We start from the raw sequence: 13622 nt of genomic DNA, 5'->3' as shown, positions 1-13622 counted from the left end.
CGACGTGCGACGGCTAGCTGACTTTGTCGTGCGGATGCCCTGGGCGGTGGTCGGGCTCTGGGTCGCGCTGGCGGTGGTGCTGCCGTTGACATTCCCGAGCCTGAACGAGATGGCCCAGAAGCATCCGCTGGCGATGCTGCCGGGCGACGCCCCGTCCAGCGTCGCGGCCCGGCAGATGACCGAGGCGTTCCAGGAGCCGGGCGGCGATGACCTGCTGCTGGTGGTGTTGACCGACGAGCGCGGGCTGGGACCCGCCCACGAGGCGACCTACCGCAAGCTGGTGGATGCTCTGCGCGACGATCAGCAAGACGTCGTGATGTTGCAGGATTTCGTCGGAACACCGGCTCTGCGTTCGTTTTTGACGAGCAAGGACAACAAGTCCTGGGTGTTGCCCGTGGGTCTGGCGGGCGCGTTGGGCACCCCGCAGTCCTACGCCGCCTTCACCCGGGTGGCCGACATCGTCAAGCAGAACACCGCGGGTGGCCCGCTGGAGGTCCACCTCACCGGGCCGGCGGCCACCGTCGCGGACCTGACCGTCGCCGGCGAGCGGGACCGGCTGCCGATCGAACTCGCCATCGCCGTCCTGGTGCTGCTGGTGCTGCTGGTGGTGTATCGCAATCCGATCACCATGCTGCTGCCGTTGATCGGTATCGGGATATCCCTGGTGATCGCGCAATCCGCGGTGGCCGGGTTGTCCCAGCTGACCGGTCTCGGGGTGTCGAATCAGGCCATCATCCTGCTCAGCGCGATCATCGCCGGTGCCGGAACGGATTACGCCGTCTTCCTGATCAGTCGCTATCACGACTACGTGCGGCTCGGGGAGAGCTCCGACGACGCGGTACGGCTCGCCCTGGGTTCGGTGGGGAAGGTGATCACCGCGTCGGCGGCCACCATCGGGCTCACCTTCGTCGGGATCAGCTTCGCCCGGATGGGCGTGTTCTCCACCGTCGGGGTGTCCTCGGCGATCGGTATCGCGGTGTGTTTCCTGGCCGCCCTGACGCTGTTGCCGGCCATTCTCGCGCTCGTCGGTCCGCGCGGCTGGGTCACCCCGCGGCGCGAGTTGACCACCCGGTTCTGGCGGCGGTCGGGCATCCGTATCGCCCGCAGGCCCCGGCTGCATCTGGTGGCCAGCCTGTTGGTGCTGATCTTGCTGGCCGGGTGTGTGGGCCTGGCGAAGTACAACTACGACGACCGCAAGGCGGTGCCCGGCTCGGACCCGAGCTCGGTCGGTTACGCGGCGCTGGAACGCCATTTCGATCTGAATCAATCCATCCCGTCCTATGTGCTGATCCGGTCCCCGCACGACCTGCGCACCCCGCAGTCGCTCGCGGATCTGGAGCAGCTGGCCGAACGCATCACCCAGGTGCCCGACATCGGGTTGGTCAGTGGCATCACCCGCCCGCTCGGTGTTGTGCCGCAAGAGTTCCGGGCCACCTATCAGGCGGGTCTGGTGGGTGATCGGCTGGGCACCGGCGCCGACATGATCACCGCGAACATGTCCGATCTCAATCGGCTGTCGAAGGGCGCGGGCACCCTGGCCACCGGCCTCGGCGATGTCCGCGGGCAGGTCAACCAGATCGCAGGCACCATCCAGCAGATGGTCAACGCGTTCTCGTCGATGCGTGACCAGAACGGTGGCGACAAGCTGGTCCGCAATGTCGAGGTCGGCGCCAAGCTGGTCGACAGCATCAACCAACTGGGCAACTCGATGGGTATCAGCGTCACCGCGGCCAAGGACATGTTCGGCTGGGTGGGGCCGGTGCTGGCGGCGCTGCAGGGCAACGTCACCTGCGACCTCGACGCGTCCTGCAGTGAGACTCGCGCCCACTTCTCCCGGCTGGCCCAGGCGCGCCAGGACGGCACCCTCGATGAGATCAACAACCTTGCCGGACAACTGCAGTCGATGCAGGACAGGCAATCCCTCAACGCGTCGCTGAATCAGATCGGGTCAGCCTTCACCAACCTCACCAAGTTGATGAAGACGTTGGGTCTGGATTCACCGGCCGGGGCGCAGGCGACGCTGGGCAAGCTCCGGCAGCAGGCCGACCGCTCGGCGACCGGCAGCCGGGAGGTCTCCACCGGGGTGAACCAGGTGGTCGATCAGATCCAGTTGATGCGGATGGGTCTCGACCAGGCGTCGGCCTTCCTGCTGTCGATGAAGCAGAACGCGGCCAACCCCGCGATGGCCGGCTTCAACATCCCGCCCGAGGTGCTGGACCTGCCCGACTTCAAGATGGCGTCGAAGATGTTCATCTCGCCCGACGGGCATTCGGCGCGTTACCTGGTGCTCACCAAACTCGATCCGTTCAGCGTGCAGGCGATGGATCAGGTCAACGCGATCAGTGACGCCGCCAAGGGCGCCCAGCCGAACACGACCCTGGCGGATGCGTCGATCTCGATGGGCGGGTATCCCGCCGCGCTGCGGGACACCCGCGACTACTACCAGATGGACATCCGGTTCATCATCGCCGTCACCATCATCGTGGTGCTGCTGACGCTGATGTTGCTGCTGCGGGCGGTCATCGCCCCGCTGTATCTGGTTGGCTCCGTGGTGGTTTCGTTCTTCGCCGCGCTCGGCATCGGTGTGCTGGTCTTCCAGTACGGATTTGGCCAGCAGTTGCACTGGACGGTGCCACCGCTGGCCTTCGTGGTGCTGGTCGCCGTCGGTGCCGACTACAACCTGCTCTTCGCTTCGCGGTTGCGTGACGAGTCTCCGCGCGGCACCCGGTACAGCATCATCCGGACGTTGTCCTCGACCGGCGGTGTCATCACGGCGGCGGGTTTGATTTTTGCCGCCTCGATGTGGGGCCTGTTGTTCTCCAGCATCGGTACCGTGGTGCAAGGCGGGTTCGTCATCGGTGCCGGAATCCTGCTGGACACCTTCCTGGTACGGACCGTGACCGTGCCCGCCATCGCTACGCTGGTCGGCAAGGCGAACTGGTGGCCATCTCGATTGACATCGCAGGGGAGCAAGGTATGAAGAAACTTCTCGCCGCGGTGACCGTGCTGGTGACCGTCAGCGCCACCGGTGCGTCCGGGCTGGGCGTCGCGGGCGCTGACGAGCCGGCACCCGCTCCGGGCGCCGGCGCATCTCCGGCGCCGGAGCAGCGCGGCACCCCGGGTAAGGCGTACGCGCTCGGTGGCGCGCACGTCCTCGGTATTCCCTATGACGAGTACATCCGCCGCACCGGCGCGGACTGGTTCCCCGGCCTGGATCGCCAGAACATCCAGTATCCGGCCGGTCAGGTGCAGGGGCACACCCTGGAACGGCTGTTCCCGGGGATCGGCAAGCTGGATGACGGTTTCCCGGGGCTGGGCCTGGACGGCCCGAGTATCGGCGAGTCGGTCGACGTGGGCGAGGGCAACCTCATCCGTGCCATCCAGGCCGGTGGTAGTGGCACCACCATGGGGCTATCCGAGGGCGCCATGGTGCTCAACGCGGTGAAGAACCGGCTGGCCAACGATCCGGCCGCGCCGCCGCCAGACCAGTTGTCTTTCGCGACATTCGGTGATCCTCTGACAACGAACCCGTTCGGGCAGAGCTTCCTGCGACAGAACTTCCCGGTCGGCAGCGTCGTCCCGTCGCTGGACTTCACGATGCCGCCCGAGGTCGACAGCCAATACGACACCTACCAGTTCATCTCCCCGTACGACAGCATCGCCGACTGGCCGCAGCGCCAGGACAACATCATCTCCGTCACCAACGCGATCGTCGGTCTGGCCACCGGTCACACCGCGGTGGCGTTCACCAACCCGTCGAATGTGCCGCCCCAGAACGTCGCGGTCACGTACAACTCGCGGGGCGCGAAGACGACGACGTACATGATTCCCGAGCAGCACCTTCCGCTGGTTCTCCCGTTCAAATACGCCGGGGTGGACGAGGGCACGCTGAACAAGCTCGATGGGGTGCTGAAACCCTATGTGGACGCCGGATATACGCGTAACGACAATCCGTTGACCGCTCCCATCACCGTGGACCCTGTCCGCGGCTACGACCCCGCGGTCGTCACCGCGGGGGCGAGTGAGGCCGCCTTCGGTAGCGGCGGCGTCGATCCGCTGTCACAGCTGATGGCCGGGTTCCAGTACGTGTTGGATCACAACGTGCACTGAGGCGCGCTAGGCGTCCAGGCGAACGAACTGGTCCTTGCGGTGCGCCTCGATGCATGCCGCGCGGCGGATCTTGCCGCTCGTGGTGGTCGGGATAGCCCCGGGGGCCACCAGCACGATGTCGGCCACGTGCAGTCCGTGCGCGCGCGAAATCGCCGCGACGACATCGTTTTTCACCACGGTCAGATCGCCGGTGTCGTCCGCCTTCTTCAGTTCGATGATGGTGACCAGCTTTTCGGTCTCCTCATCGGACACCGCAACGGCCGCCACCCGGCCGCGGGTGATCTGCTGCACGGTGGCCTCGATGTCCTCGGGGTAGTAGTTGCGGCCCCGCACGATCAGCATGTCCTTGATGCGTCCCACGATGAACAGGTCGCCCTCGGAGATGAAGCCCTGATCGCCGGTGCGCAGCCAACCCGTTTCGGGGTCGTCCGCGGGTACATCGGCCAACGTCGCACCGAATGCCGATCCGGTCTGCTCGGGCTTGCACCAATATCCGGCCGAGACATTCTCACCGTGCGTCCAGATTTCACCGACGGTGCCGTCCGGGCACGGCTTGCGGGTGTCGGCGTCGACGATCCGCACCAGCGGGGAGTCGGGCAACCCGTACCGCATCAGCGGGGATCCGCCCGGCGTCCGCACCGCGATGCCGTTGATCAGTTCGTCGGCGGCGAACTCGACGGCTTCCGGCGCCCGGTTGCAGTTGCCGCTGGCCACGAAGACGGTCGCCTCGGCCAGGCCGTAGGACGGCTTCATCGACTCGGGACGGAAGCCGCGGCCGGCGAAACGTTCGTTGAACTGGACCAGGGTGTGCGGGTGGATTCGCTCGGCCCCGTTGATGATCCCGACGACCCCGCTGAGGTCCACGCCGGCCATGTCGGCCTCGGTGGTGCGCCGAGCGGTCAGATCGAAGGCGAAGTTGGGTGCTGCCGACCAGGTGTACCGCGGTCGGGACATCATCTGCACCCAGCGCGGCGGGCGGGTCAGGAAGGCGATCGGGCTCATCAGGTCGGCCGGGTGCCCCGCGAGGATGGGCGCCACGATCCCCAGCATCAAACCCATGTCGTGGTAGAACGGCAGCCACGAGACCAGGTGGGCGCCGTCGGGCAGCACGCCGCCGTGGTCGGCGAAGTAGTCGGCCATCAACTGCTCGAAGTTGGCCACCAGGTTGCGGTGACTGATCATGACGCCGGCCGGCTGGCGGGTGGATCCCGAGGTGTACTGCAGATAGGCGGTGTCCGGGCCGGGCGCCGGCTCAGCCGCGGGCGGCGCGGGTGCGTCGAGGTCCAGGTTGTCCACGGCGACGACGGCGATGACGGCGGCGCCGTCGTCCACATGCTGCGTGACGACCGACGACACCGCGGCGGTGGTCAGCACCACCACCGGCGACGTGTCGGCGATGACGGCGGTGACCCGCTCGTCGTGCGAGCCGGGCACCGGAACCGAGAGTGGGACTGCGATGAAGCCGGCCTGCATGGCGCCCAGGAACGCGACGACATAAGCCAGGCCCTGCGGCGCGATGATGACTGCCCGGTCGCCGGGTGACCCGTACTGCTCGAACTCCCGCGCCGCGTTGAGCGTGCGGCGATGCAGCTGCGACCAGGTCAGCGTTTCCGCGACGCCCTCGGGGTCGACGTCGTATTCGGTGTAGGTGAAGGCCACGTCATCGGGTGTGGCGGTCGCGCGCTCCTGGAGCACAGTCAGGATGGACGCGTTGGGCATGGTGGTCAGGTTACTCAACGGTAAGGACATCACGGTGAGTGGGACTGCGGCGGTAGAAGGCGAAGATGCGGGTGTGACAACGGAGCCTATGCGGTCGACGCGGTGATCATCGACTGCAGCCCGCCGAGGTGTCCAAATTTTCGATCGTGGTAGAGGATCACGCGTGCGTCGGCGAAGCCGGCGACACGGAGTTGTTCGAGGGTGTCCCACCCGAAGTGCCGGAAGCACAGGCACCCATGGGCAGGATCGAGCGGGTCGCCGTGTATCTCGGCCGGCAGCAGGTGTTCGATATGGCCGTCGGGATGCTGGACCGCGCGGACGGTCGTCTCGTATCTGTCGACCGTGAACGGTGCAGTCATGATCAACCGGCCGCCAGGGCGCAACACCCGGGCGAACGACGCGAACGCTGCCTGCGGGTAGGGCACATGTTCCAAGACGTCGAACGTCAGAACATGACTCACGCTGTCGGTGGCGAGCGAAAGGTCCTGCACATCTTCGTGATTGATTCCCAGTAGCCGAGATCCCGACGTCCGCCCGGGAAGAATGTACTCGGACCCCCGCACATCAGGGATGTGGCCTTTCAACCACCGATATACGCGGCCGAACTGTTCGGTGACGTAGACCTTGCTGTGCGGGGTGAGGCCGAATTCCTGGATGGAAAGCTGAAGTGCCGCGCGGACACGATTGCAGAATCCACAACTCGGGCAGACCAGCGTCTCCCGCCAGTTGGTCACGATGTCGCCCGCGGCATCGATCTTCGTCACCGCCTGTCCGACCTCGAATTCCACCTCCAGGCCACAGAGCCCACAGAAGCCAGGAACGGCACCGTACGGCGTGCCTGCATCTTCGCTCGACCATTCGGCGATCTGCCGGCCGTTGGTGCTCCGCCAAGCCTGAAAATCGTCGAAGGACGTGAATTGCACTGTGCCAAGTCGGCTGTCGATCGAGGGGAACTGTCCTGTTATCGGTAGGTGCGACAGAGTGATGGCCTTCGCCTTATGCCTCAGCGCCTGGGTTTGCACCCGAATCCCAGATTTGGATCCCACCGGCAGGACCCTACGCCTGACGGCGTTTGACCGCAGACCGTTCTGATCGCATGAGACCTCGTTACCGTCGTTGTTTCTGAACGAAGCGAATTCGGCGGGAGTCTTGATCCGCAGCATCAGGAAAGCCACGGCCTGTCTTGCCGGTATTGAGACCGCTGAGTCAGATTTCAGCGAATTCTGATGCCGGGTCTGTGAGTAAACCGGCATGCCACTGGTGAGGTCTCTTGTCTCGGCCCATGATGCATCGGCCCAAAGGAGGCTAATTCGGGGCTTGTCATTCCGCTTTTCGCGGTGATGGATCGAACTCGTCGAGGAAGGATTGTTGCCAAGGCAATCGACTGGGGGCCTGTGCTGTTCGCCGGTGATGGTCTACCCCGCTGAAGTTCAGTGCTACAGGTGATTCCTGGTGCACCGACGTGGGTTTCGGCCGGGAGTCGCATACGAATGTGGCGGTCTGGACCGTCGAGAAATAGGCAATCGGTCAGATGTGAGAAAAGCTGCTCAGTCGGCGCCCCCGATGTGTATCTGTATGTAGGATCAGGTCCACCTCAAACGAGATGGCCGGCGACCACGGGGTAAAACTCAGTCGGGAGTGAACTGTGTCATTTAAATCAGCTGCAGGCCGCATCAGCTTTCTGGTCGCGCTGTCTCTCTCATTACTTGTCGCGCTTGGCGGTGGTATCGCTTCGGCGGACGACCCCTATGCCGGCCAGACCTATAAGGATGCGTCCGCCGCCGCGGCGAAGTCCGGGACCAAGGTCATCATCGAGACCGTCGTCGGAGATGTGCTTGCGACAGATGATTGCGTTGTCACGAAGTCGCAGAAGGCGTCCGGAGTCGCCAGTGACAACTTCACGCACCGGACTGGCTACCTCCTCGCTTTGAACTGCAACGCCAAACTCGCCAATGGTGGAGCGCCGGGAAACTCCGCGGCGTCGCCGATCGGTCGGCAGGCCAAGAAGAACGCGGACGCCATCAAGTGGGTGAACGACACGCCTGAAGGTACGCAGTGGTGCACGGATAATGCCGACAACTGCAAGTACCTGTGTGACCAGACCGGGTCCTGCTCAAGCGAGACGCTCGCCCTCGTGAGCTGACGACGACTCCGCCGGCGTGGGTGATCAACCCAGGATCTGGAACATGCCCGCGGTCAGCAGCACGGTTCCAACCACTGCCAGCAGGGCGGCGACTTCCCGACGGTGTCGCGCGCGAACCCAGTCGTGCAGGCGCGTCATCGCCTCGCGCGTGCGTGCAGGGGCCATCACGTAGGCCAGCAGAGGTATCTCCACGAGGGCGAAAGCCACCACGTTGAACCCGAGCAACGCTGCCAGCTGGGTGGCCGGCGGGACACCTGCTGCCGCGATGACGGTCAGCGCCGCCAGGTAATCGACGGAGGGTAGGGCCATCCCCAAACCAGCCACACCGGCGACCCACAGCGATCGGTCCTCGAGCAGGCGACTGACCCAAGCGGGCGTCGTCCGCTGCCGGCCTTTGGTCGACGTCAGGAATATTGCTGCCAGCAGGGCCAGCACGCCGATGAAGACCTGCACGTTCGGCAACGTGAAATGAGCCGAATGCGACGGCCGCAACTTGAGCACGAAAAGAACGGCCAAACCCACCGATATGCCCATCACGAATCCGCCGCACAAGAGCGAGGCCAGCTGCCACTGCGGCCGCGGACGGTTCAACATCACGACGGTGAGCCCGATCCGGAACGGTTCCAGACTGACGGCAACAGCCATCACCAGCAGTGTTATCCACATCGGAGGGTTACGCTACGCGGTCCGGAGGCACCGTCGATGGCTTGCACGGAGGCGTGCCGCTTCTGTAGGCGCTGCCCGCACGGGATGACACAAACCTGGCAGTGGACATCGTGGTCAGGCTACCGACCGGCGTCTACCGCCGAGTGCGACATCGGGCGCGAAGCCTCCGGGCCCGTCCGTATCGGCCATCTCCTAGGTGAATCCACTAGGGAAATAGATGATCCTGCAAGGAGGATCGATGTTCAGGCCAATATTCGCCCGCCATACAACTGAACCGAAAAGTATATTGAGGCCGTGGATACCATCGATCAAATCGCGGCACTGCCCGGCGATTGGCACGGTGCGGGAACGGTCAGCAACAGAACCCTGAGGGCATTGGCCGAACGGTGTCCAGGACCGTACGACTTCACCGCCGAAACCGGTACCGGGCGCTCCACATTACTGTTGTCACAACTCAGCCGGAACCACGTGGTGTTCGCCCAGGATGACTCAGGCAGCGGCGACAGCCTTCAACGAGTCCGCGCATCTCCATTGCTTCGGGCAGAGACAGTCGACTTCGTCATCGGCGCCACCCAGTTGACGCTGCCCACTTATGAATTCGGCAACGACCTAGACCTCGTCATGATTGACGGACCACATGGCTTTCCGTTCCCAGAACTCGAATATTACTATTTCTATCCGCGTCTGCGTCCCGGTGGTGTGCTCATCATTGATGACATCCAGATCCCCTCAATTCGTGCGATGTTCCAGATCCTTAAGGCCGATCAGATGTGGCAGCTGGACACGGTGGTGGATCAGACTGCTTTCTTCACCCGCACCGACGCGCCTACCTTTGATCCGGTTGGTGACGGATGGTGGCTGCAGGGTTACAACCATCCGTCGGCGCTGGACAATTTCGTGCAGAAGGCGAAATCACATGCGCCGCCGCGACTGAAAGCTGTTTACAAAGTATTGACTGGTCGTACTTGACTGCGGTCGGACCAAAATATTGTCAGGGACAAGTACTTCAAGAGAACAGCGTGGTTCGCCGCCGGTAGGCGGTCATGTCGGGTACCGATGTCAGGCGTGCACCGCGCGCACGTACTCTCCGAGGAGATCGGCGCTGGCCGTGTGGAATCCGGCTGCAGTGATCTTGGCCAGCTGCAGTGCGCTGTTCCGCGGCCTGGGCGCGACAGGCCGCGGCGCCGAGGAGAAGTACTCCGCCGTACTGACGCCGGTCACCCGGGTCGGATCGTGGCCTGCGAGTGTGAAAACCTGCCGTGCCACGTCGGCCCAGGAAGACACGGGCCCGTCCCCGGTGGCGTTGTAGATCCCGTACGGCGCCTTGGTTTCGAGCAGGTGCCGAATTGCCCTTGCCACCTCTGAGGCGAAGGTCAACCGCCCGAACTGGTCATCGACCACCGACGGATCCACCCCCCGATCAGCCAGGGAAAGCATGGTGCGCACGAAGTTTCGGCCCTCGCCGATCACCCATGACGTACGCACGACGTAGTGCCGCGGTACCGTGACCACGATTTGATCACCCGCTGCCTTGGTCTGGCCGTAGACGCCGAGCGGTGCGATGCGGTCGTCCTCGGAGTAAGGAACCTGCGAAGCACCGTCGAAAACATAGTCGCTGGATATGTGCACCAGAGTTATTCCGTAAGTCGTGGCAACACGCGCAAGCGCTGCCACCCCGGCAACGTTGGTGGCCCAGGCAGTCGAACGTCCCGCTGCCGTCTCGGCCGCATCCACGTCGGTATATGCGGCGGCATTGATGATGGTGTCGTAATCCCGCCAGTGGAACACCGTCGTGGTGTCGACGGTGGTCAGATCGCAATCCGCTCTCGCGGCGAACTCGACGTGGGGCGTGTCTGCGTATACGGCACGCAGCGCCCGACCCAGTTGGCCATTCGCACCCAGCACCAACGTCTTTCGCGGCGCCACCGGGTGTACGTCGGCAAGCCGCGGGTGACCCCGATCCTTGGCAGACAATGCCGCGCGGTCCAACGGAATCGGCCAATCGATGGCCAGGTTCTCATCGGACAGATTCACCGACGTGTACACGGCATCCGGCGAGTAATGGTCGTTCACCAGATAGGCGTATGCAGTGTCGGCCTCCAACGTCTGAAAGGAATTACCGACGCCGCGCGGCACGAAGACGGCACGCGACGGGTCGAGTTCAGCGGTGAACACAGCTCCGAACGATGGGCCGGCGCGAAGATCCACCCACGCTCCGAATACCCGCCCGGTGACCACTGACACGAACTTGTCCCATGGCTCAGCATGAATACCTCGTGTTGTGCCGGCCGTGTTGTTGAACGAGATGTTGTTCTGGACCGGCCCGAAGTCGGGCAGTCCGGCTGCCACCATCTTGTCGCGCTGCCAGTTCTCCTTGAACCACCCCCGGTGATCCCCGTGTACCGGAAGATCCCAGATGGTGAGGCCAGGGATAGGCGTACTGAAGGTGGAGAGCGGCTTCCCGTACTCAGTCACAACTGCCGGTTCCTTCGATCACTGGCCCAGGCGGGTGTAGAAGGCCTCGGTGTCGTCTTTGGCTGGCGCCCACCAAGATTCGTTGTCGCGATACCAGTCGATGGTGGCAGCCAACCCCATGCTGAAGTCTTGGTAGCGGGGCTGCCAGCCGAGTTCGCTACGCAGCTTGGTCGAGTCGATGGCATAACGCAGGTCATGGCCGGCGCGGTCGGCGACGAGGTCGTAGGCATCGGTCGGCTGATCCATGAGTGTGAGGATCAACTCGACCACCGTTCGGTTGTCCCTCTCCCCATCGGCGCCGATCAAATAGGTCTCCCCGATACAGCCCTTGTCCAGGATGGTCAGCACCGCCGACGAGTGGTCATCGGCATGAATCCAATCACGGACGTTGTGTCCCTGCCCATACAACTTGGGTCGAATCCCGCGCAGCACGTTGGTGATCTGGCGGGGGATGAACTTCTCGACATGCTGGTAGGGCCCATAGTTGTTGGAACAGTTGGAAATTGTTGCTGGTACCCCGAAAGACCGCACCCACGCACGCACCAGAAGGTCGCTGCCCGCCTTCGTTGAACTGTACGGTGACGACGGGTTGTACGGAGTTGCTTCGGTGAACCGGGCGGTGTCGTCGAGTTCCAGGTCGCCGTAGACCTCGTCCGTGGAGATGTGGTGAAACCTGGTGCCGTACTGGCGGATCGCTTCCAGCAGAGTGAATGTACCGACCAGATTGGTATGCAGGAACGGCCGGGGGTCGCGCAGGGAGTTGTCGTTGTGCGATTCCGCGGCATAGTGCACGACCGCGTCGGCGGACGACACCAACCGATCGACCAGACCGGCATCGGCGATGTCGCCGTGCACAAACGTGACGCGATCGTCGGGCAGGCCGTCCAACGAGTGCCGGTTGCCGGCGTAGGTGAGCTTGTCCAGGACGGTCACATGGTGATCCGTGTGTTCTACCACGTGGTGGACGAAGTTCGATCCGATGAAGCCGGCTCCGCCGGTGACGAGTAGGCGGGCCATCAAACGCGCCTGTCCAATAGACCCAGCAGGTAAGTGCCGTAGCCCGACTTGACCAGACTTTCGGCGCGCTCACGTAACTCATCGTCGCTGAGATAACCCTGACGCCAGGCGATCTCCTCTGGTGCACCAATTTTCAGACCCGTGCGCCGCTCCATCGTGCGGACGAAGTCGGAGGCGTCGGTCATGTGCTCGATTGTCCCGGTATCCAGCCATGCGGTGCCGCGCGGAAGCACTGTGACATGCAGGCGACCTTGCTCCAGATAGGTCCGGTTGACATCGGTGATCTCGTACTCACCGCGTGCACTCGGACTGAGGCCGCGAGCGATTGCCACGACGTCATTGCTGTAGAAGTAAAGGCCTGGAACGGCGTAGTTGCTCTTGGGGACCGCCGGCTTTTCCTCCAGCGACACCGCCAACCCGGTCCCATCGAATTCGATCACGCCGTAGGCGCCGGGGTTGGCGACCCAGTAAGCGAAGATCGCGCCGCCGTCGACGTCTTCGAAAGCTTGCAGCTGAGTGCCCACGCCGGGCCCGTATAGGAGGTTGTCGCCGAGCACCAGAGCCACGCTCTCGTTCTCGATGAAGTCTGCGCCGATGGTGAACGCCTGCGCCAGGCCGTCGGGTGAGGCCTGTTTGGCATAGCTGATCGAGACACCGAAACGAGATCCGTCGCCCAGCAGGCGCTCGAAACTCGCAGCGTCGTGAGGTGTGGTGATCACCAGGATGTCCCGGATACCGGCCAGCATCAGGGTGGACAAGGGGTAGTAGACCATCGGTTTGTCGTAGACCGGTATCAGCTGCTTGGAGACTCCGAGCGTGATGGGATGAAGTCGTGTCCCCGATCCTCCAGCGAGGATGATCCCCTTCACGCGGACATCGTGGCACACCCCGCCACGGTGAGCTAACGTTAGTGGCTCTAAAGAGCCAAACATTGGGGCCTTGATCTGCACATTCTCTATGTCTGCACGGGAAACATCTGCCGGTCGCCGACTGCAGAGCGGTTGACGATTGCGTTGAACGAGACATTCCGTATCGCTGCGTTGACCGCGGCCAGCGCCGGGACACGGGCCGTCATCGGGCATGCGATGCATGTCGAGGCTGCGCGTGTGTTGAGCGATCTCGGCGGGGACGGCAGCGCCTTTGCGGCTCGTCAGCTCACGCCGCGCATCGCAGGCGGAGCTGATCTGGTGCTTGCCATGACCACCCAGCACCGTGACGCAGTGCTGGAGATGGCACCGCGTCTCCTTTCGCGGACCTTCACTCTTGCCGAGGCGGCGTGTCTTGCGACCGCATACCAACCCGATTCCATCGGCCAGTTGGCCGCGCTGCGGCCATACCTATCGGACCACAAACCGGTCGATATCGAGGACCCGATAGGAGAGGGCCCACAGGTATTCAGATCTGTCGCCGTGCAAATCGCCGAACTCCTGCCGGCCATCCTCGAACTCTGCAAGCGGGCGGCCGGCTGCGGGGACGTCTGAAGGTCGAGATT

The 13622-nt window shown here is 63.7% G+C and carries 11 protein-coding genes; 5 read left to right on the top strand and 6 right to left on the bottom strand.

Going from position 1 to position 13622, the window contains the following annotated elements:
• Positions 1 to 4: 4 nt before the first annotated feature.
• Both ACXPWS_RS29615 and pe read left to right on the top strand, forming a co-directional pair.
• Entirely contained in the window at positions 5 to 2980 is a 2976-nt protein-coding gene (locus ACXPWS_RS29615) for an MMPL/RND family transporter (protein ID WP_458710066.1), read from the top strand.
• Positions 2977 to 4110: an acyltransferase PE gene (gene pe / locus ACXPWS_RS29610; RefSeq protein ID WP_458710065.1), complete on the top strand. Its 1134-nt coding sequence runs from the start codon at positions 2977 to 2979 to the stop codon at positions 4108 to 4110. Before ACXPWS_RS29615 ends, pe begins: the two co-directional genes overlap by 4 nt.
• A 6-nt stretch (positions 4111 to 4116) precedes the next feature.
• On the opposite strand, the gene ACXPWS_RS29605 is transcribed toward pe, so the two are convergent.
• Both ACXPWS_RS29605 and ACXPWS_RS29600 read right to left on the bottom strand, forming a co-directional pair.
• On the bottom strand, positions 4117 to 5829 hold the full coding sequence (locus ACXPWS_RS29605) for an AMP-binding protein (RefSeq protein ID WP_458710064.1): 1713 nt from the start codon (positions 5827 to 5829) through the stop codon (positions 4117 to 4119).
• An 86-nt stretch (positions 5830 to 5915) separates the two neighbouring features.
• Positions 5916 to 7004, bottom strand: coding sequence for a class I SAM-dependent methyltransferase (locus ACXPWS_RS29600; protein ID WP_458710063.1), 1089 nt, complete (start codon positions 7002 to 7004; stop codon positions 5916 to 5918).
• A gap of 470 nt (positions 7005 to 7474) precedes the next feature.
• Here ACXPWS_RS29600 and ACXPWS_RS29595 point away from each other — a divergent pair, with 470 nt between their 5' ends.
• Positions 7475 to 7972 (top strand): hypothetical protein, encoded by a 498-nt coding sequence (locus ACXPWS_RS29595; protein ID WP_458710062.1) that lies wholly within the window; start codon positions 7475 to 7477, stop codon positions 7970 to 7972.
• A gap of 24 nt (positions 7973 to 7996) precedes the next feature.
• Here ACXPWS_RS29595 and ACXPWS_RS29590 read toward each other — a convergent pair whose 3' ends face one another.
• Positions 7997 to 8638 (bottom strand): GAP family protein, encoded by a 642-nt coding sequence (locus ACXPWS_RS29590; RefSeq protein WP_458710061.1) that lies wholly within the window; start codon positions 8636 to 8638, stop codon positions 7997 to 7999.
• A 294-nt stretch (positions 8639 to 8932) separates the two neighbouring features.
• Between ACXPWS_RS29590 and ACXPWS_RS29585 the strand changes: the two genes are divergently transcribed.
• On the top strand, positions 8933 to 9607 hold the full coding sequence (locus ACXPWS_RS29585; protein ID WP_458710060.1) for a class I SAM-dependent methyltransferase: 675 nt from the start codon (positions 8933 to 8935) through the stop codon (positions 9605 to 9607).
• Positions 9608 to 9697: 90 nt separating this feature from the next.
• Here ACXPWS_RS29585 and ACXPWS_RS29580 read toward each other — a convergent pair whose 3' ends face one another.
• Genes ACXPWS_RS29580 through rfbA form a run of 3 tightly spaced genes read right to left on the bottom strand, consistent with a single transcriptional unit; the run spans position 9698 to position 12999 of the window.
• Positions 9698 to 11113 (bottom strand): sugar nucleotide-binding protein, encoded by a 1416-nt coding sequence (locus tag ACXPWS_RS29580; protein WP_458710059.1) that lies wholly within the window; start codon positions 11111 to 11113, stop codon positions 9698 to 9700.
• Positions 11114 to 11131: 18 nt separating this feature from the next.
• A complete protein-coding gene (gene rfbB, locus ACXPWS_RS29575) occupies positions 11132 to 12130 on the bottom strand; it encodes a dTDP-glucose 4,6-dehydratase (protein ID WP_458710058.1) in 999 nt (332 codons plus the stop codon).
• Positions 12130 to 12999, bottom strand: coding sequence for a glucose-1-phosphate thymidylyltransferase RfbA (gene rfbA, locus ACXPWS_RS29570; RefSeq protein ID WP_458713742.1), 870 nt, complete (start codon positions 12997 to 12999; stop codon positions 12130 to 12132). Before rfbA ends, rfbB begins: the two co-directional genes overlap by 1 nt.
• Before the next feature lie 132 nt (positions 13000 to 13131).
• Here rfbA and ACXPWS_RS29565 point away from each other — a divergent pair, with 132 nt between their 5' ends.
• On the top strand, positions 13132 to 13611 hold the full coding sequence (locus ACXPWS_RS29565) for an arsenate reductase/protein-tyrosine-phosphatase family protein (RefSeq protein ID WP_458710057.1): 480 nt from the start codon (positions 13132 to 13134) through the stop codon (positions 13609 to 13611).
• Positions 13612 to 13622: the final 11 nt, after the last annotated feature.

It is taken from the genome of Mycobacterium sp. BMJ-28 (assembly GCF_054404835.1).
This window is presented reverse-complemented; position numbering and strand designations above follow the sequence as displayed.